The 20,375-nt window shown below is 54.5% G+C and carries 19 protein-coding genes and 1 pseudogene; 6 read left to right on the plus strand and 14 right to left on the minus strand.

The annotated features are described in order from the left end of the window. Positions 1 to 2 precede the first annotated feature (2 nt). The 4 genes from ACIQ2T_RS02255 to ACIQ2T_RS02270 all read right to left on the minus strand — a co-directional run bounded on the left by ACIQ2T_RS02255 (position 3) and on the right by ACIQ2T_RS02270 (position 3,528). On the minus strand, positions 3 to 1,229 hold the full coding sequence (locus tag ACIQ2T_RS02255) for a thiolase family protein (protein ID WP_333568270.1): 1,227 nt from the start codon (positions 1,227 to 1,229) through the stop codon (positions 3 to 5). Then, complete coding sequence (locus ACIQ2T_RS02260) at positions 1,230 to 1,697, minus strand: MaoC/PaaZ C-terminal domain-containing protein (protein WP_333568271.1); 468 nt, start codon at positions 1,695 to 1,697, stop codon at positions 1,230 to 1,232. A gap of 77 nt (positions 1,698 to 1,774) precedes the next feature. Next, entirely contained in the window at positions 1,775 to 2,365 is a 591-nt protein-coding gene (locus ACIQ2T_RS02265; RefSeq protein ID WP_333568272.1) for a TetR/AcrR family transcriptional regulator, read from the minus strand. A gap of 14 nt (positions 2,366 to 2,379) precedes the next feature. Beyond that, on the minus strand, positions 2,380 to 3,528 hold the full coding sequence (locus ACIQ2T_RS02270; protein WP_333568273.1) for an acyl-CoA dehydrogenase family protein: 1,149 nt from the start codon (positions 3,526 to 3,528) through the stop codon (positions 2,380 to 2,382). A 92-nt stretch (positions 3,529 to 3,620) separates the two neighbouring features. Between ACIQ2T_RS02270 and ACIQ2T_RS02275 the strand changes: the two genes are divergently transcribed. Then, a complete protein-coding gene (locus ACIQ2T_RS02275) occupies positions 3,621 to 5,276 on the plus strand; it encodes a class I adenylate-forming enzyme family protein (RefSeq protein WP_397589402.1) in 1,656 nt (551 codons plus the stop codon). Continuing rightward, on the plus strand, positions 5,273 to 5,563 hold the full coding sequence (locus ACIQ2T_RS02280; RefSeq protein WP_333568275.1) for an antibiotic biosynthesis monooxygenase: 291 nt from the start codon (positions 5,273 to 5,275) through the stop codon (positions 5,561 to 5,563). The genes ACIQ2T_RS02275 and ACIQ2T_RS02280 overlap by 4 nt, the downstream gene beginning before the upstream one ends. A 4-nt stretch (positions 5,564 to 5,567) precedes the next feature. Here the strand turns inward: ACIQ2T_RS02280 and ACIQ2T_RS02285 are convergent, their stop codons facing one another. Genes ACIQ2T_RS02285 through ACIQ2T_RS02295 form a run of 3 tightly spaced genes read right to left on the minus strand, consistent with a single transcriptional unit; the run spans position 5,568 to position 7,841 of the window. Further along, positions 5,568 to 5,768, minus strand: coding sequence for a ferredoxin (locus ACIQ2T_RS02285; protein ID WP_333568276.1), 201 nt, complete (start codon positions 5,766 to 5,768; stop codon positions 5,568 to 5,570). Positions 5,769 to 5,790: 22 nt separating this feature from the next. Next, positions 5,791 to 6,597 (minus strand): enoyl-CoA hydratase/isomerase family protein, encoded by an 807-nt coding sequence (locus tag ACIQ2T_RS02290; RefSeq protein ID WP_300038623.1) that lies wholly within the window; start codon positions 6,595 to 6,597, stop codon positions 5,791 to 5,793. Then, complete coding sequence (locus tag ACIQ2T_RS02295) at positions 6,594 to 7,841, minus strand: cytochrome P450 (protein WP_333568277.1); 1,248 nt, start codon at positions 7,839 to 7,841, stop codon at positions 6,594 to 6,596. Before ACIQ2T_RS02295 ends, ACIQ2T_RS02290 begins: the two co-directional genes overlap by 4 nt. Before the next feature lie 162 nt (positions 7,842 to 8,003). Between ACIQ2T_RS02295 and ACIQ2T_RS02300 the strand changes: the two genes are divergently transcribed. From ACIQ2T_RS02300 to ACIQ2T_RS02310, 3 genes are all read left to right on the plus strand, one after another. Next, entirely contained in the window at positions 8,004 to 9,641 is a 1,638-nt protein-coding gene (locus ACIQ2T_RS02300) for an NAD(P)/FAD-dependent oxidoreductase (protein ID WP_333568278.1), read from the plus strand. 73 nt (positions 9,642 to 9,714) lie between these two features. Then, the gene (locus ACIQ2T_RS02305) at positions 9,715 to 10,458 is read left to right on the plus strand and encodes an SDR family oxidoreductase (protein WP_333568279.1); all 744 of its coding nucleotides are present in this window, start codon (positions 9,715 to 9,717) and stop codon (positions 10,456 to 10,458) included. 25 nt (positions 10,459 to 10,483) lie between these two features. Continuing rightward, positions 10,484 to 11,440, plus strand: coding sequence for an SMP-30/gluconolactonase/LRE family protein (locus tag ACIQ2T_RS02310; RefSeq protein WP_333568280.1), 957 nt, complete (start codon positions 10,484 to 10,486; stop codon positions 11,438 to 11,440). Positions 11,441 to 11,521: 81 nt separating this feature from the next. On the opposite strand, the gene ACIQ2T_RS02315 is transcribed toward ACIQ2T_RS02310, so the two are convergent. From ACIQ2T_RS02315 to ACIQ2T_RS02340, 6 genes are all read right to left on the minus strand, one after another. Next, positions 11,522 to 12,529 (minus strand): NAD(P)-dependent alcohol dehydrogenase, encoded by a 1,008-nt coding sequence (locus ACIQ2T_RS02315; RefSeq protein WP_333568281.1) that lies wholly within the window; start codon positions 12,527 to 12,529, stop codon positions 11,522 to 11,524. Between the two features lie 11 nt (positions 12,530 to 12,540). Next, on the minus strand, positions 12,541 to 13,287 hold the full coding sequence (locus ACIQ2T_RS02320) for a glucose 1-dehydrogenase (RefSeq protein WP_397589403.1): 747 nt from the start codon (positions 13,285 to 13,287) through the stop codon (positions 12,541 to 12,543). A 155-nt stretch (positions 13,288 to 13,442) separates the two neighbouring features. Continuing rightward, positions 13,443 to 14,615: an LLM class flavin-dependent oxidoreductase gene (locus ACIQ2T_RS02325; protein WP_333568283.1), complete on the minus strand. Its 1,173-nt coding sequence runs from the start codon at positions 14,613 to 14,615 to the stop codon at positions 13,443 to 13,445. Between the two features lie 43 nt (positions 14,616 to 14,658). Further along, on the minus strand, positions 14,659 to 17,040 hold the full coding sequence (locus tag ACIQ2T_RS02330; RefSeq protein ID WP_397589404.1) for a TonB-dependent receptor: 2,382 nt from the start codon (positions 17,038 to 17,040) through the stop codon (positions 14,659 to 14,661). Between the two features lie 39 nt (positions 17,041 to 17,079). Beyond that, on the minus strand, positions 17,080 to 17,427 hold the full coding sequence (locus ACIQ2T_RS02335; protein WP_333568285.1) for an iron-sulfur cluster assembly protein: 348 nt from the start codon (positions 17,425 to 17,427) through the stop codon (positions 17,080 to 17,082). Next, positions 17,420 to 18,535, minus strand: a complete 1,116-nt coding sequence (locus ACIQ2T_RS02340) for an amidohydrolase family protein (protein ID WP_333568286.1) — start codon at positions 18,533 to 18,535, stop codon at positions 17,420 to 17,422. Before ACIQ2T_RS02340 ends, ACIQ2T_RS02335 begins: the two co-directional genes overlap by 8 nt. 484 nt (positions 18,536 to 19,019) lie before the next feature. Between ACIQ2T_RS02340 and ACIQ2T_RS02345 the strand changes: the two genes are divergently transcribed. Further along, positions 19,020 to 19,358 carry a helix-turn-helix domain-containing protein gene (locus ACIQ2T_RS02345; protein ID WP_397589405.1) on the plus strand — a complete coding sequence of 113 codons (339 nt, stop codon included), beginning with the start codon at positions 19,020 to 19,022 and terminating at the stop codon, positions 19,356 to 19,358. 931 nt (positions 19,359 to 20,289) lie between these two features. Here ACIQ2T_RS02345 and ACIQ2T_RS02350 read toward each other — a convergent pair. Next, positions 20,290 to 20,375: pseudogene (locus ACIQ2T_RS02350) on the minus strand (IS481 family transposase); the annotation flags it as partial.

The raw sequence follows: 20,375 nt of genomic DNA on the forward strand, positions 1-20,375 counted from the left end.
GTTCAGGCCCCTAATTTCGTGCGTTCGAGCAAAAGGATCTGCGCATCCATGTAGGAGCCGCCTGTGCCGCCAATGATCGCACGTTCGCAGCCTTCAACCTGACGCTTTGCAGGCGCACGGTGCAGCAATTGGCGGATACCTTCGACCAGCAAGGCCGTGCCGCCGCCAACGCCCGTATGCCCCGCCGAAAGCAGCCCGCCATTGGTATTCATCGGCAACTTACCGCCAGGATCACCATGGCCCGCAGCAAACCAGCGCGCTCCTTCTCCCTTTTCGGCGACGCCGATTCCCTCCAGTGCGATCGCCGTGACTGCAGCATAGCTGTCATAGATTTCGCCAATGTCCGCGTCCTTAGGACCCCAGCCCGATTGGTTCCACGCCCGCTCCGCCGCCAAGGGCCAGCCAAGCACAGCTTGATCAGATTCTTGGCTCAAACAGTAATGGCTGACGCAGCCCCCAGAGCCCGCAACTCTGACGCCGCTGCTGATGCCACGTTTTTTCGCGACACCAGCGCTCGTCATCACAAAAGCGCAGGCCCCGTCGGCCATTGGCGGGCATTCAAAACTGTGCAGCGGGTCAGCGACCATGCGCGAGGCGAGTATCTGCTCAACCGTCAGTGGCTTGGTGTAGAACATCGCATTTTCGTTGAGGTTCGCCCATTTGCGCAATGTGACACAGACCGACGCCAGTTCCTCCGCCGTGCTGCCCGACGCGTGCATATAGCGCCGCATTATCATAGCGCCGATGGCATTGAACTGGATGCCCGTCGGCAATTCCCATTCGCCGGGGATGCCGTTTTTCGACAACATGGTGATCATCTCATTAAGGTCAGCTGAACCCCAGCGTTCACATTGGAGCACTAACACGTTTTTTGCGTGACCTGTTGCGATCAGTCCGTGGGCTGCGCGCACCGCGTTGTCGCTGGTCGACCCGCCGGAATGCACCATGAAGCTCGACTTGCATGAGCCGTGGATTCCCAGCTCTTCTGCCATGCGCGAGAAGACCAGATCGGCCTGATCCGCGCCGCTGTGCAGGCACGGGATCAGCAGGATCGTGTCGATATCCCTTGGCACCATCCCCGCATCCCTGAGTGCCATGACGGCGACGCTTGTGAGGCCCTCAATGAAGCTGCGATCCGGAAACTTTCCGGTCGGGATTTCTCCAACGCCCACGAACACGGGGTCATTCTCCTGACCCGCGTCGACATGCAATTGCCAATTTTCTGTCATTCAAACTCTCCGCTTTGCCAGCATGGTCTGGAGAAACGTCATCACCTCGTCTCCCGATTGATTGCGCACTGAATAGGTGACCGCCAGTATGCCATGTTTTCCGCCCGTCGTTTCATGCCCCGTAACTTCGGCAACGACGTGAAGAGTGTCGCCCGCGAACACCGGCTTAGTCGCCTTGAGGCCCGTTATTTCGACAAGCGCGGCAATGGCGTCGCCATAAAATCCGCTGCCCCCAATCAAGCCGACTGCGAGCGAGAAAGTCAGCGGACCATGCGCGATGCGTTGGCCAAAGCGCGAGCCTTCCATGAACGTAGCATCGGTGTGAAGTTGGTAATGATCACCCGTCAGCCCGGCAAAACTGGTTATATCGCCAATATCGACTGTGCGACCTCGCGTCGTCATCGTGTCGCCAAGTTCGAAATCTTCAAAGCATTTTACCTGCGGATCAGAGAAGGCGCGCCGTGTCATCTAAACCTCAAAACAATCATTTGTTTTTCGATATGATAGGAACCATTATCTGTCAAGCGCGCGCACAAAAATTCGCTTTAACCGCGCAAGCCCATAAATAGAGTGTCCGCGATGACCCCGCCAACTTCCTCGGGTGAAAGCGCTCCATTGGGCGTGAGCCATTCCGGGGTCCAGTTTAGCGCGCCGAGTATCGACAGCACAGCGATACGGCGGTTCAGAGTCGCTCGAAATGTTCCAGATTTGATGCCATCCTCGATCACACCGATGAACGCCTGCTCGTAATCACGGCGTTTGCCAATAGCGGCTTGAATGTTGTCATCTCCCAAAAAGCGCCATTGATGGAAAACAACGAGTGAGCGTTCGGGATTATCAGCGACGACGGATACATGGGCGATCACCATTGCACGGAGCCTCTCCGCGGGTGTCGCGCCCGATACAATGTGCGGCCGAACAGCGTCGAGAAACCTGCGAATTCCATCGTCAACAATATCGACGAGCATCGCCTCTTTGCTCGCGATGTGCGCATAGAGGCTTCCTGGCAGAACCCCGACTGCTTTCGCAATGTCCCGCATCGATGTGCCGCTAAACCCTTGCTTGCCAAACAAGTGCACTGCCGCGTCCATGATGGCTTCTCGCGGGCCGCTAGCCGGATCGATAACAGTTGCCACGCTTAGTCTACTCCTTAACCCTCCCGCCCCAGCCCCATCGACTTCGCGATAATGCTGCGCAAAATTTCATTTGTGCCCCCGCCAACCATGCCATGCTTGGCTTCGCGAAAGTAGCGCTCCATATGATATTCAGGCAGTTGAGCATAGCCGCCAAGTGCTTGCATTCCGTTGAAGGCAATCTGAAACAGTGTCTTGGCAGTGAACAGTTTGGCTTTGGCCACATCGGCATTGGCGGGTTCGCCGCGTGCCAGTTTGTCAGCGGCATAATAGACCAACAGCCGCGCCGCCGCGAGTTCGGTTTCGTCGTCAGCCATACGGTGTTTAAGCACCTGATAGGATGAGAGCTTCTTGCCAAATGCGTCACGTTCGCTCAAATATTTTTTGGTGTCATCCAGCGCTGTGCGCGCATTTCCGACCTGCGAGGCAGCGATGCTCAGTCTCTCTAGATCGAGATGCTCGCCGATATAACGCCAGCCCTTGCCAACTTCCCCGAGCAACGCCGACTTCGGGATCCGCATGTCGTCCATAAAGAACTCGGTGGTGCCGAGACTCTTACGAACAAGAGTATTCATCTTCTTGATATGCAACCCCGGCGTTGTGTTGGGCACCAAAAATAAAGAGAAGCCGTCATAACGCTCTTGGCTTGTACGCGCCAGAATGGCGATGGTTGCGCCGGGCAACTGGGCACCTGAACACCAGACCTTATTGCCATTGAGCACCCATTCGTCGCCGTCGAGCCGAGCTGTGGAGCGACCGCCTGCTGCGTCAGATCCCGATTGGGGCTCGCTTATGGAAATTGAAAATTTAGCATCGCCACGCAGGAAGGGTGCAATGTATTGCGCCTGCTGCTCAGGCGTGCCGTGAGTGCAGATATTCTGAACAGTGAACATCGAGGTCATGATACAGGCGGCGGTATCTAAGCTATATTTACCAATTGCTTCGCAGAAGATCGCAAACATGACCGGGTCGGTCTGCATGCCGCCAAGTTTCTCCGGCACAAGCAGGCCGAGCCAGCCAAGGTCAGCCATCTTGCGAAATACATCTTCGGGAAACTCCCGCGACAAATCATGTTGGAGCGTATAATCTTGACCAACCTCGCGGGCCATGAAATCCTGAACGGTGTCGTTCCACATCCGCTGCTCATCACTAAAGCGGAAATCCATCTGCGATCGTCCTATTCCAAGTTTGCTAATAAACAAATGTTTGTTATGACAATTATGCTGTGTAGTCAATCGCACAGAGACGAGAGGAAAAGATGGCTCCGCAAAAACGCCGTAATCTGCTTGAGGCCCGTTACCCTAAATGGGAGGTGTTGACCATTTCCTGCAGGCTGGACCGTGCGGCTGAGTGTTGGGCAGATCGACCCCTGATCATCACTGATGCACGCACATGGAATTATGGTGAGGTGCAGGCCTGGTCGCGACAGATCGCCTCAGGCCTTATCGCTCACGGCCTTAAGGCTGGCGAACATGTCGCCCTCGATATGGCCAACTACCCTGAATTCACTGCAATCAAGTTCGCCATCGCACGGGCTGGTGCGGTCTGCATTCCGGTCAATTTCCTATTGCGCGGGCAAGAACTTGCCTATGTGCTAGATCAGTCTGATGCGGCGATGCTGATCACGATGGAGGAATTCCGTGGGCACGATTATCTTGCAGACTTGAACCAAATCAGGCCGGCACTGCCCAAAATTCGTCATGTCTTTTCGCTTGCGGGAATCGATGCCCTGATTGCTAGTGCCACACCAGACAGCGATGCGGAGCTCAGCGCACGGGAGGCGGCGGCAGATGGCACAGCACTGAGTGATATCCTCTACACTTCGGGAACGACCGGGCGTTCCAAGGGCGTGATGCTGACCCACGACATGGTTCTCCGCGCGGCCTTTTCGTCGGTGATTGCGGGCGCGTTCGAAGAGAACCGGCGGATGCTGTTTGCCATGCCGATGTATCATGTCTTTGGTTATGCCGAGTGCCTCCTCGCGGTGCTTTTCGTCGGCGGTGCGATCATCCCGCACCTTGTTTTCGATGCGGCAGAGATGCTGAATGCAGCGGAACGCCATCGCGCGACTGAGCTGGTCGCTGTGCCGATGATGACATCGAAATTGATTGAGGTTGCGCGCACGCGCGGCTTCGATTCAACCCATCTAAAGGTCATGTTCAACAGCGGGGGGGTCAATCCACCGGGGATATGGAGCGATATCCGCGAAGCCCTTCGTCCGCGAGAAATGCGGATGGGCTACGGCATGACTGAGACATCAGCGTCGGCGACATCAAATGTGGTCGAGGATGACGATGTAAAGCTGCTGACCACGCATGGCTGCCTCAAACCCGCAAGCGTCGCAGGCGATCCTGCGTTGGGCGGGCGCGTTGCGGTCTATAAAACGATTGACCCTGAAACGCTCACCGACCTGCCCCCTGATATGGAGGGCGAGCTTGTTGTGACCGGCCCCATCGTCACGCGCGGCTATTACAAAAAGCCAGAAGAAACAGCGGCCGCCTTTACTGTGGATGGCTGGCTTCGGACGGGCGACCTCGGACGGGTTAGCACAGATAACTATGTGACACTAACCGGACGGATCAAGGAAACCTATCGTTGTAATGGCGAAATGGTGATGCCGCGCGAAATTGAGATGTTGTTCGACGATCATCCACAGATTGAGCAAGCGTTGGTCATCGGCGTGCCGGATCCACGAGCGGGTGAAACTGGCTGCCTCTGCATTGTACAGCGCGGGATTGATCGTCCCGATGCCGACGCGCTTCTCGCGACATGCGCTGCAAAGCTCGCACGGTTTAAGGTGCCCCGCCATGTGCTGTATTTTGCAGCTAGCGATATTCCCCTGACTGTCACAGGTCGCCCGCAGAAATTCAAACTCGCAAAGCTTGCTATTGAGCGCATCCAAGGAGAGACATGATGTTCATCGAACGTGCTGAAGTGCCCGTGAAAGAAGGCATGGAAGAAGCCTTTGCCGCTGCAATGGCCGCACGGGGAGGGGCAATCCTCGCTTCAGCTCCCGGCTGCGCATCTGTTCGTGTCGGACGCGGAGTGGAAAATCCCGGGAAGTTCATCCTGCTATTGGAATGGGATTCGGTCGCGTCGCACGTTGCGCTCACAAAGACCCCTGCATTTGAGGAATTCAAGGCACTTGTCGGGCCATTCTTCGCTGGGGCAGCGAACATGGAGCATTTTGAAATGGCGTAAAATGCTATTCCGCTACCAAAGTAATAGCCCGCTCCGGGCAAGATTTCATCCCGCGTTTGGCATTTTCCTCTTCGCCCGCAGGCACGTCGATTTCGTTACTGCGATCGGCATTGTAACCGTCGTCGTCAAGAATGAAGACGTTGGGGGCATATTTTGCGCAGCGGCCGTGACCGGTGCAATGTTCACCGTCGATTTTAACACGCATCCTATATTCTCCTTGTCGGCGCTTATTGCGCGTCTTTCATACGGCCTTCGGTGGGCAAAGCATCGGTCGCTGCCAAAGCTTCAAGTCCTAGGCCAAGGCTCAGCCCTTCGTGCATCAAGCGCTTGTACCGCTGGGTGAGCGCAACGCGGGTATAGCGCCGTGTCAAGATCGGCTTAGCTGCGATCATATTCGCGATCTCCATCGTCCGGGCTTTCAATTGGTCCGCGGTGACGACTTCGTTGACCACCCCCCAATCGAGTGCCTTTGCCGCGTCGATCTCTTGCCCCATGATCAGGAAATATCGACCCCGATTTGGCCCGAGCAGGTGCGGCCAAACTACATGTGCCCCGTCACCAGGAACAATCCCGGACATGAAATGGGGCGCATCCTGAAACAACGCAGTATCGCTGGCGATTACAATGTCAGACATCACCGGGATTTCCGGATGGATGCGTGCAGGGCCGTTGATAGCGCTAATCACGGGCACTTCTATGTCGAGCAGGTTATTAAGCAACCGCCGTCCATCATAGAAGGTTAGATCCCATTCGCCGGCAGTACTAAGCTTGAAGCTGCCTGCATTGATATCGGCGCACCAGTTCGCGCCCGTGCCGGTCATCACCACGACCTTGTTCTCGCGATCTGCGCCGACATCGGTGAAGCAATAGCCGAGCTCTTCATGCGCAAGCGCGCTCCACACCAGTGGCCCACCATCGGTATGGAACCTCATCACGAGCACGCCCTCATCGGTACGGTATAGCTCGATATTCTCATACCGATCCTTATACTGCTCGAGGCGCGGGGCCGGACCATGATGTACCTTGGCGCTCATTTCGGCCACACCAGTTGAAGTTCACGCATTGAGCGCAGAAAGCCGGTGACATAGACCGGCGCAGTACCTTCCCGCACTGAGAATTCGGGGATGCGCCGGAGCCATTCTTCTATAGTCGCAGTCAGTTCGAGCCGGGCGAGGTTCGAGCCAATACACCGGTGCGGACCAACGCCAAAGGTCGAATGAAGGATTGTCTCGCGCTTGATATCAATCTTTTCAGGCTCTTCCATCGCACGCGGATCACGTGAGGCTGCACCCCAGGTGAGCATCACGAAATCACCCTCCTTCATTTCGGTACCCGCCACTTCCACGTCGCGGGTGCAGGTCCGACCAAGTGCAATCACCGGCGGGAAGACGCGGCTGAATTCTTCAATCGCATTCTCAATGAGCGAAGGATCATCAATTAGCTGCTGGCGCACCTCAGGATGCATCGCAAGATAATGAATGGCAGAGGACATGACGAAGGTGGTTGTCGCAATGCCGCCAAAGGTCAGATCGACAAGAATGCTTACTTTATGATCCCAGGGCGCTTCGGTGCCATCATCATAAATGACGCCTTCAAGGATGGTGTCGATGACGTCGCCGCGTTTCGGCTGGGTCGCGCGCCACCTAAGATGCGTATCGAGATAGGTAAACACGCGCGCCATGTGCGCTGGGCGCTCTTCTGCGGGCAGCGCAAACGTGCCTTGTTCCACGCCTTCAACGAGCATCGCAAGATCGTCGATCGGCACACCGAGCACGTTCTTGAAAAAAGCCCAACCAGGCAGAAGCGCACCGAACTCGCTTATAAACTCGCACTCACCCTTTTCGATGAAGGTATCTATCAAGACATTGCAATCCTTGCGGATGACGTCCTCATAGGTGGCGATAACCTTCGGGCTCATATGCGGATTGAGCTTGTGCCGCCAGTTAGTGTGCATCGGCGGGTCAGACTCTTCAGGCATCAGATAAGGAAGGCCCTCTGGCCGATTGGGCATATAGCCCTTGGCGCTACTGAATGTACGCCAATCCTGTGCGACGCGCCGCACTTGTTCATTGGTGTTGACCAAGTGATAGCCGGTACCAGCCTTGCTGTAAGAGATAGGGCATTTATTGACCATGAAAGTGAGCACTTCATCAAATCGGTCGTTAAACATCGGATCATCAAGATCAAAGTCGCGCGCTATGTCCCGCCCGAACCGAGCTTTCAACACTTCTGGGGCGACCTCGGGATCAGCCTCCATATCGGCACGGGTCTCATTCATGGCAGCGCATCCTTTTCCATCTGAGTTGACAAAAACAATCGTTTGTTTAAATCATTTTGAGATGTTAAGTCAAGAGACTGAGTGACACGAGCGGCGAAGGAAGATAGCGCCGACCTGAAGATAGCGCCGACCTTCCGTGTGAGATAAGCAAAAGGAGCCTTAATGACAACCGAACTTGACTTTGACGCCGTTGTGATTGGCGCAGGACTGACGGGTCTTTACCAAGCCTACCGGCTCCGCGAGATGGGTTATCGGGTGCTTGGCGTCGAAGCCGCGGAAGATATCGGAGGTGTTTGGCATCACAATCGCTACCCGGGCTGCCGCATCGACTCTGAAAGCGAAGTCTACGGCTACTTCTGGAACGAACAACTAATGCAGGAATGGAGCTGGTCCGAGCGGTTCGCTGCTCAGCCTGAAGTTCTCCGGTACATACACCGTGCAGCCGAGATTATGGATATTCGAAAGGACTTCATCTTTAACGCTAAAGTGCACAAGGCGACTTTTGACGATGTTTCAAATGCATGGTTGCTTGAATTCCAGCAGGGGCACCGGGCACCCGTGACCGCACGCTTCGTTTTCTCGGCACTAGGGCCTTTGTCTGCAACACAGATGCCTCGTATTTCTGGCATCAACACCTTTAAAGGCGAAAGCTATCATACTGCTGCATGGCCGCGAGACCCAATTGGTTTTGGGCCCGCCAAGCTCGACTTCTCTAACAAGCGCGTCGCAGTGATCGGTACAGGTTCGACCGGCGTTCAATTAATCCAGGAAATGGCCAAGGTGGCGAAGCACCTCACCGTGTTTCTGCTCGAACCGAATTGGTGCACGCCCTTGGGCAATGGGCCGATGACGCAGGAGCGGATGGATTATATCAAGTCGCACTACAACGAATTCACTGCTAAATGTGACGCATCGATCGCAGGCTTTCCGCATGAATTTGATCCTCGAAACCTTTTCGAGGTTCCTAAAGAGGAACGCGACGCAAAATTGGAAGAATTGTACAAGGGGCCTGGTTTCTCACTTTGGCTAGGTACTTTTCAGGATGGGCTTTCAGACCCTGAAGCAAATCAATATCTTTCAGACTTCGTTGCAAAAAAAATTCGTCAGCGTGTGAAAAATCAACATATCGCTGAGTTGCTGATCCCCAAAGACCACGGGTTCGGAACGCGCCGCGTACCTTTGGAGACCAATTATTATGAGGTCTACAATCAGGACAATGTGTCAGTTGTCGATTTAAACACAACACCCATCACACGGATCACGCCCGACGGCATCCAGACCACTGACGCTTTGCATGAGCTTGATGCTATTCTCTATGCGACGGGCTTTGATGCAGTGAAAGGCGCATGGAACCGTATCGACATACGCGGCACTGGAGGCGTTGCACTCAAGGACGAATGGGCGAAGGGCATCAAAACCTACATGGGCATGCAGTGCCCCGGATTTCCAAATTTCTTCATGTTGGTGGGCCCACATAGTGGAGCAACCTTCTGCAACATTCCGCGATGTTCAGCTCTCGCCGTGGATTGGTTAAGTGACATGATCGCTGAGGCGAAAAATGGCGGCGTTCAGCGCATCGAACCGGAAATCGCCGCCGCGGAGAGTTATAGCGAGTATTGCGCCAAATTGATGGGCAAGATGCTGTTAGGTCAGACAAATTCCTGGTTCACTGGGATCAACAAGAACATTGAGGGCCGCGACAAACGCGAAGCGCTGTTGTTCGTCGGCGGCAACCCCAAGTTTCGGGAATACTGTGACGATGTGCGAGAAAACGGCTATAAGGGATACATCATGACATGATCGCGCCCTGTCTTGCCTTCCCGGCGAGGCAAATAGGCTGCATGTGCTACTTTAATGCAAGGGAAGAAAAAGGATGGCTCTACTTGAGGGCAAAACGGCGGTCATCACGGGCGGGGCGCGGGGCTTGGGTTCGGCGATCGCAACTGCCATGGCAGCCGAAGGCGCGCATGCGGTTGTAGTAGATCGAAACAGTGAAGCAGCATCTGAGCTTGTGGCGCAAATCAACGCGTCTGGTGGTTCGGCCACGTCCGAGGTTCTGGACATCGGTGATCGCGAAGCCGTCAAGGCGTTCGGCGAGCGTATGATAGATCAGTTTGAACGGATCGATGTTCTTGTGAATAACGCGGGCATTGCGCCCCGCATCCGTCCACAAGATCCCGACCAGATGCAAAAATGGGATCAGGTGGTCAGCATAAACCTGACCGCTCAGTGGGACATCACCGTCGCTCTCCTGCCTGGCTTGAAGCACCCCGGAGCGAGCGTGATCTTTCTCTCTTCGATTGCCGGATTCTCTGCGCCGAGATCAAGCGCAGCTTACGGTGCGACGAAGGCCGCCATCCGCTCTCTGGTGCAATATTTTGCACGAGACCTTGGGCCGACCGGTGGCCGCGCCAACGGACTGGCACCTGGCCGGATGAAAAGCGACCTCATGACCGTGACAGGTGAAGCAGGCGACAAGTTTATTCAGCGTCTGCCGCTCGGGCGCGTTGGCGAGACTGAGGAGATCGTCGGCCCCGCCGTCTTTCTCGCCTCCAACATGTCCTCATATGTGACAGGTGTGACGATTCCCGTCGACGGCGGCTATCTGGCGCTGTGATGAGCCGAAAATTGAGCGCGCATCCATGACTAAGATAGAGCCATTTTCAATTGCCGACCTGTCGGAGATCGGAAGCGGTTTGAACCGGCCGGAATGCGTATTGGCCGCGCCAGATGGATCGCTCTACACAGGCGACTGGACGCTTGGCATTGCCCGGATTGCGCCAAACGGAACTACCGGTCCAGCAGTCGAGGTGGATTTAATCGCGCAAGGCTTCCGACCCAATGGTATTGCCCTCTTGCCTGACGGCGATTTTCTGATCACGAATATGGCTCGTGCAGGCGGCGTCTGGCGAGTTAGTCCGCGCGGGCACGTTAGTCCTTTTGCGACTGAAGTTGCAGGTCAACCAATTCCGCCGACAAACTTTGTGCTTGTTGACGGCGAGCGAACCTGGATCACGATCAGCTCGACCGAGCGCAAGCATGAACATTTCACCTCTGCTGCAAACACGGGCAAAATATTGCTGTTGAAGGACGGCCATTTATCCGTTGCAGTAGATGGACTGAACTGGACCAACGAAGTGCGTGTCTCACCTGGGAGCGAGTACCTCTTCGTCAATGAAACTTTCGCCTGCCGGACCACCAGATATGACATTGCGTTGGACGGCACGTTGAGCAGTCCAGTTCAGCTTAGCTTCCCGCAAGACATTTATCCCGATGGCATGGCTTTCGATTCGGAAGGGGGTCTATGGATTACCTGCGTGATCTCGAACCGCCTGATCCGGGTCGCTCGAGATCTGACTTGGACCATCTTGCTGGAAGATCCTGATCCGGCACTGGCCGACATCGCGTCATCCTATGCCAAAGGGAAGCTGACTTGGGATCAAATCTCCCGGAGCCGGGGATCCCAGCTTGCAAACCTGTCCAGCATCGCTTTCGGCGGGCCAGATTTGAAATCAGTCTATCTGGGAGGCTTGGGACATGACAGCGTGCGGGTTTTACGCTCGCCGGTGCCGGGCGTGCCAATGTGCCATTGGGAATAGACCGATTGGCGGTCTTCCAAGCCCGTGGGTGCGCTGTAAACCTTCCGTCGCCCAAAGGTCGCTTCTCCAAATGCGATTGTGTCAGGCGATTGATAACACCAGCTTACCAAAATGATTGCCCGCGCCAAGCTCGACCAATGCTTCGGGCAACTGGTCAAAGGCGAAAAGTTTATCGACCACCGGCCTGATCTTCGAATGTGAAAGTGAGCGGTTCATCGCGGCGAACATCTCGCGTGATCCGACTTCCTTGCCCCGCAGCGTGACGCCGGTCAGCAAGATGTGGACCGGGTCAATCTCGCCGGGCGCGATGAGGCCGATAATGTGTATCCAGCCGCCGCGCTTGGTGCTCTTTATTGAGCGAAGCAGCGTCGCGCCGCCGCCATTTTCAATGACATGGTCAACACCCCGCCCACCGGTAATCTCGCGCACGGCGACATCCCAATCAGGCGTCGTAACATAGTTGATAACATGGTCCGCACCAAGCGCTTTGGCGCGCGCCAACTTTTCGTCACTTGAAGAAGTGACGATCACTTCAGCTCCTGCCGCTCGGGCCATTTGCAACGCGTGGATCGAAACGCCACCCGTTCCGAGCGTTAAAAGGGTGTCTCCGGCTGAGAGCGGACACGGCCCGTGAAGGCTATTCCAAACGGTGAGGCCTGCGCAGGGCAAAGTCGCCGCCTCTTCATAACTCAAATGATCGGGGAATTTGAGAACGCCCATCTCGTCAAACGTGAGATACTCAGCCGCGACGCCGTCAATGCAGCCGCCGAGCGACCAGGCCGTATCGCTGTCCTGCATCTCGCCCGCCATCCAGCTCTGGCAGTAAAGCGGCGTCACTCGGTCACCGCGCTTGAGTGTCGTAACGCGGCTACCAACTTCGACCACTTCACCAGCACCATCGGACAGCGGAATGATCACTTCCTGCTGAACGCGCGGGAACTGCCCCGTCACGACCAACAGATCACGAAAGTTGAGCGATGCCGCATGCATCTTTATCAGCACTTGCCCTGGCCCAAAGCTCGGCATCGGGAGATCGACGATCTGCAGCGCGGCAATCGGCTCGCCCATGCGGTATTGATAGGCCTTCATCGCGGGCTGCCTTAGCAGGCGGTCATACCACCGTCGATGACATGTTCCATGCCGGTAATGAACGAAGATTCGTCAGAAGCTAGGAACAGAACCAGCTGGGACACTTCACTCGGCTTGGCCATCCTCTTGAGCGGTATCACATCGCCCGCGCCGCCGCCATTTTCATCCGTAGCCGCGACCATCATCGGGGTCAGGATATAACCGGGATGAACTGAATTGCAGCGAACGTTGTTTGGGCCATATTCAGCGGCGACCTGCTTGGTCATCCCGCGCACGGCGAACTTGCTGCCGACATAAGCCAAATTGGGCGACCCCATGCACGCAATCATCCCGGCAATAGACGAAATATTCACAATGGCTCCGCCACCAGCTTTGATCATCGAAGGGATAACCGCCTGCATCCCAAGATAGACGCCCAGTTGGTTTATGTCGCATACCAGCTGATAGTCGGCCTGTGAGAAATCGACCGTATGGGCAATGGTACCAATGATGCCAGCATTGTTAATGAGCACGTTGATGGTGCCGAACTTTGCTTCACTCTGGTCGACAACAGCCTTCCATTCAGGCGCGAACCGAACGTCCTGCTTGATAAACATCGCATTCTCGCCAAGGCTGTCGGCCAGCGCCTGCCCATCTTTTTCGTTGACGTCGGTCAGGATCACCTTCGCCCCTTCAGCGACGAACATCTTAGCATGCGCTTCGCCCATACCCTGCGATGCACCAGTTATGATGGCTACCTTGCCTGAAAGTCTTCCCACGTCTGCTCTCCCGTTGCACTTCTCAAACTCCGATTTAGACCGTAGTTGAGTCAAAAAACAAGTGTTTGTTTGTTCAAATTGGCGCGCGCTCGCTGATGAGATCATTTACCAGCCGAACGACTGATAACACTCCCCTCATAGCTCTTCCCAGAACACTATTTCTTGGGAGCGGATGCAGCGTGCTTGGACGCGAACGCGCCGATCGCATCGGACTGTGCCTTGGCTAGTTCGTCGCGCACGGCGCGGGCATAGAGTTCACTGGATTTAAGACGGCGATTGGTCTTCTTGAAATGCGGGATCACATATTCACCAAACAAATGATAATGGTGCTTTTTAGCATTCCAGTTGGCCCAGTTGTGATCGAAGAGCAGAAAAGCGCCGAAGCCGCCATTAGACAAATCTTGCAGATTCTCGATCTGCTCAATGGCATCCTCGTAGGTACCTATGACCGCTGATCCAGACGATAAGGCCCATTCTATGTAATCATCGAGCGAGCTTCCTGTCGGCACCATCTGGGGTGTCGGGGTGGTGTGTTGCAAATAGTCACAGAACTCGCGCAGACCAAAGGCGACATCTTTGAGCGCTTGATCTCTGGTCTCGGCGAGGTGCATCAGCCCGACCAGCCGCCATTTGTCACGATCCACTGTCTTGTTGCATTCCTTCGCCCGCGCTTCTGCAACATCCCAATGCATCGCGAGTACATCGACGCCCGCTTTCATCGTCGCGCCGATTGAGATCAATCCGATGCCATGCTGACCGGCCAGGCGCGGCCCCGAAGGTGACACGATCGCAGCGGCAAGCACTTCTGGATGGGGGTCCTGATAGAAATCAAGCTGAATTCGGGCGTTTACCAGTTTATAACGCTTGGTTTCGATCGAGATCGGCTCATCGCTGGTGAGCAGGTGCATGAGAACTGCTGTATCCTCTTCCAGCGCATCACGCTGCTCCGACGGATGAATACCAAGCATGGCAGCATCCGTGGCCAGCGCCCCTGGCCCCAAGCCAAGCATAACCCGACCACGTGTAAGATGATCCAGCATCGCAAGGCGATCTGCGATCCAGAGTGGATTGTGATAAGGCAGCGAAACAACGCCTGTGCCAAGCCGGATGTGTTTTGTCTGCGCCGCGACATGCGCAATGAACATCATCGGATCACCAATCGGCTCTGCACCGCCCGAGTGATGCTCACCAATCCATGCTTCATCAAACCCGATACTGTCCATCAACTGCACAATCTCGGTGTCGCGCTGCAGCGCATAGGTCGGATTGTAATTCACCGGTAAATGATGTGGCGGCACAAATGCACCAAAACGAAGCCGATCAGACATAAAAAATCTCCCTTACCAGGCCCGATCGGCCCATATCGTTATCTTAAAACTTATACTTCGCTTCGATTAGGAATGTCCGCGGCTCACCCGGTACAACGGTATTCAGCGAGAACAGGCTGTAGAAGGCAATGCCACCCACATAATATGTCTTTTTAAAGGCGTTCTTCACTATCCCGGCAAGTGACCAGCCAGCATCCATGCTTTCAATCCCTAAACGGAAGTTGGCGAGCGTATAGCCCGAGATGTCACTGAAAGGGTTGATTGTATCGTTCGTCGAGCCAAAAAATGTCTTAGTCTGGTGATAGACATCACCTCGAATTGACGCCTCAATGCTATCGCTCAACGGTACAGTCACTTCGGCATAGGCCGAGGCGCTCCATCTGGGCGTATCGGGATAAGGCCCGAAATTGACGAGCGGGTTGGCAAAAACCTGGACACGCCCGTCAGTAAACCGCGCTTTGGTGTAGTTGAGACTGCCGCCCATGTTGAGCCACGACGCCGGATTGATCGACCCGTCTAATTCAAACCCACTTACTTTCGATTCCGGCACATTAACTGTCAAACCAGCGAGTGAGCCATTGATTGAAACATAGTTAGCGCGCTGAATGTCTTCTATCTTCATTGTGTAAAGGGCAAGGTTCAGACGCGTTGGTACCGTGCCGAGATCGCCCTTAAATTTTAGTCCAAGTTCAAAATCCTGGGCGGATTCTTGACCATATGCAGCGCCGGCATTATTGCCAGTACCTGCCAACGGCGGCGCATAGAAGTTGAAACCACCGCTCCGAAAGCCCTTCCTCGTCTTGAAATAGGCTAGGACATTGCTGTTAAACTGTTGTTCAATGCCCAGCGACCAGCTGAAGTTTTTGAACGTATCCTCCTGCGCTCCCTTAACATATTCTGGCCTAGGGTTGGTGATGAAAAAGTCATCTCGCGTATGTTCAAACGTCACTTTTTCAGAGGAATAGCGCGCACCAGCAGTCAAGCTAAGGCCATCTAGTCCCGTCATTTCACTCAGATCGAGCGTGCCTTGGCCATAGCCTGCAAATGTCTTGTTTGTCGTCCGGCCAGAATTGTACTGGTTCGTGCATGGGATAAAAGGTTCCAGACAAACAATCTTACTGAGCGACCGGCTATTATCGCTCTCATCGGAGAAATAGATACCAACCACATAGGTCAGTGCCTTGTTGAATGCTTTGCCATTCAACTGGAGTTCCTCGCTGAATTGCCTAATTGTTCCCCCGCGTCCGATATCATCATTGTTCTGACCAAAAACGCCGTTGCTGTCGATCGTCAGGTTGGAGCCATCAAATTCGCCACCTTCTAGGGACTTTTGGCGTACATAACCGAGGACGTTCTTAATTTGTGTATCATCGCCAATATCGAAGGTCGTGATGTTCGACATCACCACTGAGTTAGCTCGGATGAAGTTGGCCCCATCCTGATCAACAATATAAGGACCACGAGCGTTTTGCTTTGCAGCGGCCCCAGCAAGGCCCAAAGGATCAGCCTTTGGGTGGAGGGCGAGATAGGAGTTCCACGCACCAGGAACGCCGCCAAGCGCCGCACCCAAGTTCGGGCTATAAAGCAGCGCAGCCGGCACGAACGATGTCGCGGGATTTGGATTTACATTCCGAATTACGCCTGTCGTGCTGCCGCCACCGGTATGGCTGTAGGCGACGACGAGATTATTCTCGATAGTATCATTCGGCTTGATTGTCAGGCTACCCCGGACGTTTTCCCGCTTTACATCGCCAACCCTCTGTTGGTTATACAGATTAAACTGAAAGCCATCGCGACGCTGGAGATAGCCTGCGACGCGCAGCAATACTTTTTCGTCGACGATCGGCACATTGATCGCGCCTTCGGCCTGAAAATGAGAAAAATTGCCCGCGCGGACCGATATGTAGCCGCCCATTTCATTCGTCGGTTTCGCCGACGTGAAGAGAACGGCACCACCAGTCGAGTTGCGGCCAAACAATGTCCCTTGAGGACCCTTCAAGACCTGAATTGAATCCAGGTCATAGAAGGACGATGCGCCAACACTGCCGACCTGCACCTCGTTAAAGTAGGGAAGCACCGACGGTCTTGAACTGGTGAAAGCGTCGACGGTCTGACCTCGAATGGAGTAATTCAACTGATTTCCGCTTTGCCCTGCCTTGATCGTCAGTCCGGGCGTTGCAATCTGGAGGTCTGCTTCAGAGACGATGGCCTGCTTTGACAGGAGTTCGCCGCTGACCACCGAAATCGCAACCGGCGTCCGCTCGAGTGATTCCGAGCGCCGCTGCGCGGTCACGATTATATCGCCATCATTATAGGCCTCATCTGAATTAGCCGACTGAGGCGCGCTTTGCGCAATTGCAGTTGAACATTGGAATGCGGCAAAAGCGGCAGCCACATAGGCAAATTTTGATTTCTGTATTGTCATAACACTATCTCCCTATTTTTCTTTTACAAATTATCGCATCTAACTGGTTGAATATCGGCTTTGGAGCATGGCAGAGCGTCGCTCCTTTGAGGCGCTACTGATCATTTCAGGTGTCCAATCCAAGCCGTTGTCGGCACTCAAGGACACGCTGGTGACGCCTGGCAACGCCATGAGCCGAGCATGCGCTTCCGTTTTAAAGAAGCCTATCATGTGACAAAAAGGCGAGGTCAGCCGCAACTCGATAGAGACGGCGCCAAGGTCGCTTACCTCAAGCGCGCCGATCAGCCCCATTTCACCGAGCCCCATAGGTACACCGCTGGCCACGCTGCATGGGTCCTTGATCTCGTCAAGCGCAGCGATGATGGCAGAGTACTTCGCGTCAAGCATTTTCGAGCCTCGCGTCAGCAGGCGAGGACATTGTAATTGTCGAATATGGCTTTGGTAACGCAGCGTCCGCCGGGCGACTGAATTCATCACCTGCAATCGCCCGCTTGCACGCATCAAGATCAATCCCGTGCAGTCGCGCGAACGTACCGCTCAGCATATTCTCCTTATTCGCCCGCGTAATCTGTTTCATGGGCATAAACAGACCGGCACTATCGAGGCTCTCTTCAGAGAATGCAAACTTGGCAAAGGCCTCAAGCCCGGCTTGGGGATGATGGAGCGTTCCGCCTGAACCCCAGAACATCCGGTCCAGAACACTAGTGCCGCCCACTTTGCATAGACCAAGCAAAATCTGTTCAAACACCTTCGGGCGGCGCTCGACGATGATATTGTGGATTTCCATGTTAATATAAACATTGGCAAAGCGGCCGAGCAACCAAGCAGTCTCGTCCAGAAATGCCAAGCCGCCATGTACGATCTCAAACGTGAGGTCAGGGAAATCGGTCGCCGCATTCTCAAGATCGCTGGGATTGTAAGCGTCGCCCACGGCGAAGGGTCCGATTGGCACTGCTTTGTGTATAGCAACATGTTTTAAGCCAAGTTTGGCCGCACGCTCGTAGAGCGGATAGATTAATTTGGGGTCATCCATCCGCCACGAAATCGGCCCCCTTCCATCCCAGCTGGTGGGATACAACTTCAGACCGAGTGGCTTGAACAGATCAGTCTGTTCATCCAGCGCCCGAATTGCCTCCGCCCCTTTGAGCGGATCAACACAGGCATAGGCACCGATGAAACGCGAGGGATAGCGGCTAATCGCCTCAGCTGCTTTGGGCACCGACGAATAGCCGTCTTTGAACGATGAAATGGCGAGCGGATGGACGACTGCAACATCCGTGTTACTTTCACCAAATAACAGATTTGCGGCATCCTCTACTGTCCAGTCACGAAGATAATTTTCACGGCTCATAGCATATTGAGGATCAGGCGGATCAGCTGCAAGTGCATAAGCGAGATCAACCATCGCCTTCCCCAGCACCGGATCCTCCCAATTTTCGGGGAGATGATTATAGGCGTGCGCGACAGCATCAAGCACAAACATATCGTCGATCATAGCACCACTCCTCGATTAGCCGAATGTCCCCGAACCATAACACTTTCTCTATAATGCAACGCCTATGTTGATTAGTCAACACTAGTATTGATTATTTTAAACAATCGTTTGTTTTATTACAGCCGACGATATTAAGGAATTGGATACAACGCAAGCGAATTGCGTGTGTCCCGTTTGACGTACTCTTCTGGAATGTGACCCGAAATGATTAGAGCCCGGCACGCAAGGTGTCGGGCTCATGAAGCGCAGCAGGTTCAGTGAAGGGCAGAATATAGTGGTATTGAAGGTGCAGGAGGCGGACATGGTTGCGCGGCATCACGATATGTTGTTGCCAGAATAGAGCCTGAGCGGGCAACGACAACAAACCGTTTAGCCAATGAAGGCGGTTCCAAATCTTCTCAAGGCTACGCTTGTCGCAAAACCCCCCACAACAATCCTTAGGTTATGCCGATGACCTGATATTTGGCATGTGCGACATTCGCGTATGTTTAACAAAAATACCAAAAAGCCGGTGCGTGTGCCTGCCGCTTCAACATTGGATAGCAGCCAAGACCTACCATCGTGGGTATACGCAAAGCCTGAGCCTATGGCTCACGCAGCAACGCCACAAGTGTCGGCGGAAAACTCGGCCGACCTACTGACCAGATTAGAAGTAGCGCAATATCTTCGCGTATCCGATCGCACGGTATCGCGCCTCATTCGCGCAGGCCAATTGCCCGCTTTACGCATCGGACGAGCCGTCCGTATCCGACAATCAGACCTGCTCAATATGCTTAATGAAAAGCCCAGCAATTCTGCCGGTTTAGGCGCCTGTCGTGAATAGGTGGAGCCCCATACTGGGTTGTAATAATTGTATATTTATTCACGAATATTACCTATTGTCCGCTCCAGTCCTCACGAGGTTCAGATGACCCATAACGACCAACATAAACCCACCCTCGCAGTTGCGCTTGTTGCGCTGCTGGACGCGCCGTTGACCGACATCCAGAAGCGCGACACGCGCAGCGCCGTGATGACCTTCTGCAAAGCGCTGGGTCTGTCGCCCAATGAAGTGCCTGCGAGCCCCATATATATCCGGCGTAAATTGGAAGGCATCTCGTTTCTTGCACATGGATATTCCAAGGGCCGCTGGGGAAATGTCAAAACCGGTGTGGCGCGTGCGGTAGGCCTTGTGGGCAAAAGCTATCCAAGCCGCAACACAACCCCGCTGCTGCCGCAATGGGCTGCGCTTTTGCAGACGCTGCCGGCGTCCCTTAAACGGAAAGTCTCGGGGGGCGCGCGTTATCTCAGTGGCCTTGGTGTGGATGTGGATGCTGTGTCATTGAGTGACCTGCATAGCTATCGCGATACCATATTGAACGATCGCATACGTGCAAATGCCGAGCAGGCATGGGACCATTTTTTGTGGGCGTGGAACCGAGCGGTCGATCAATTTCCGCAAGTGTGGCCTCAAATCACAATCCCGCGTGTCGAGAAGCGCGAGGTCTATGTCTATCCGTTCGCATACTTCCCAGCTTCATTCGAGGTGGATGTGAACGCCTATGCAGACCGCATGCGTAATGTGAACTTGGACGATGATGGACCATTGCGACCTTCACGGCCCGCGACCATTAATACCCGCACCCGCCAGTTACGGACCGCAGCATCAGCTCTTGCGCGGTCCGGCGTTGATCCTGCGACCATTATCGGCATCGCCCGTTTGGTCGAGGTCGATTGTAAGGTTGACGATCTAGCGGGACATCGACTGGGAGAGATTATAGCCTTTCGCGAAGGGCTTCATAGGGTGTTTTTCCGTTGAAAGCACCGTGCGGTCGGTTGAAGTTGTAGAAGTTCTCCCATT

It is taken from the genome of Sphingorhabdus sp. (assembly GCF_044357595.1).
Lineage (GTDB): Bacteria > Pseudomonadota > Alphaproteobacteria > Sphingomonadales > Sphingomonadaceae > Sphingorhabdus_B.

Bases quoted from the DNA above. Each gene is read 5' to 3' on its own strand.
- ACIQ2T_RS02255 (WP_333568270.1), bottom strand. From the start codon at position 1,229: ATGACAGAAAATTGGCAATTGCATGTCGACGCGGGTCAGGAGAATGAC.
- ACIQ2T_RS02260 (WP_333568271.1), bottom strand. From the start codon at position 1,697: ATGACACGGCGCGCCTTCTCTGATCCGCAGGTAAAATGCTTTGAAGAT.
- ACIQ2T_RS02270 (WP_333568273.1), bottom strand. From the start codon at position 3,528: ATGGATTTCCGCTTTAGTGATGAGCAGCGGATGTGGAACGACACCGTT.
- ACIQ2T_RS02275 (WP_397589402.1), top strand. From the start codon at position 3,621: ATGGCTCCGCAAAAACGCCGTAATCTGCTTGAGGCCCGTTACCCTAAA.
- ACIQ2T_RS02280 (WP_333568275.1), top strand. From the start codon at position 5,273: ATGATGTTCATCGAACGTGCTGAAGTGCCCGTGAAAGAAGGCATGGAA.
- ACIQ2T_RS02285 (WP_333568276.1), bottom strand. From the start codon at position 5,768: ATGCGTGTTAAAATCGACGGTGAACATTGCACCGGTCACGGCCGCTGC.
- ACIQ2T_RS02290 (WP_300038623.1), bottom strand. From the start codon at position 6,597: ATGAGCGCCAAGGTACATCATGGTCCGGCCCCGCGCCTCGAGCAGTAT.
- ACIQ2T_RS02295 (WP_333568277.1), bottom strand. From the start codon at position 7,841: ATGAATGAGACCCGTGCCGATATGGAGGCTGATCCCGAGGTCGCCCCA.
- ACIQ2T_RS02300 (WP_333568278.1), top strand. From the start codon at position 8,004: ATGACAACCGAACTTGACTTTGACGCCGTTGTGATTGGCGCAGGACTG.
- ACIQ2T_RS02305 (WP_333568279.1), top strand. From the start codon at position 9,715: ATGGCTCTACTTGAGGGCAAAACGGCGGTCATCACGGGCGGGGCGCGG.
- ACIQ2T_RS02310 (WP_333568280.1), top strand. From the start codon at position 10,484: ATGACTAAGATAGAGCCATTTTCAATTGCCGACCTGTCGGAGATCGGA.
- ACIQ2T_RS02315 (WP_333568281.1), bottom strand. From the start codon at position 12,529: ATGAAGGCCTATCAATACCGCATGGGCGAGCCGATTGCCGCGCTGCAG.
- ACIQ2T_RS02325 (WP_333568283.1), bottom strand. From the start codon at position 14,615: ATGTCTGATCGGCTTCGTTTTGGTGCATTTGTGCCGCCACATCATTTA.
- ACIQ2T_RS02330 (WP_397589404.1), bottom strand. From the start codon at position 17,040: ATGACAATACAGAAATCAAAATTTGCCTATGTGGCTGCCGCTTTTGCC.
- ACIQ2T_RS02335 (WP_333568285.1), bottom strand. From the start codon at position 17,427: ATGCTTGACGCGAAGTACTCTGCCATCATCGCTGCGCTTGACGAGATC.
- ACIQ2T_RS02340 (WP_333568286.1), bottom strand. From the start codon at position 18,535: ATGATCGACGATATGTTTGTGCTTGATGCTGTCGCGCACGCCTATAAT.
- ACIQ2T_RS02345 (WP_397589405.1), top strand. From the start codon at position 19,020: ATGTTTAACAAAAATACCAAAAAGCCGGTGCGTGTGCCTGCCGCTTCA.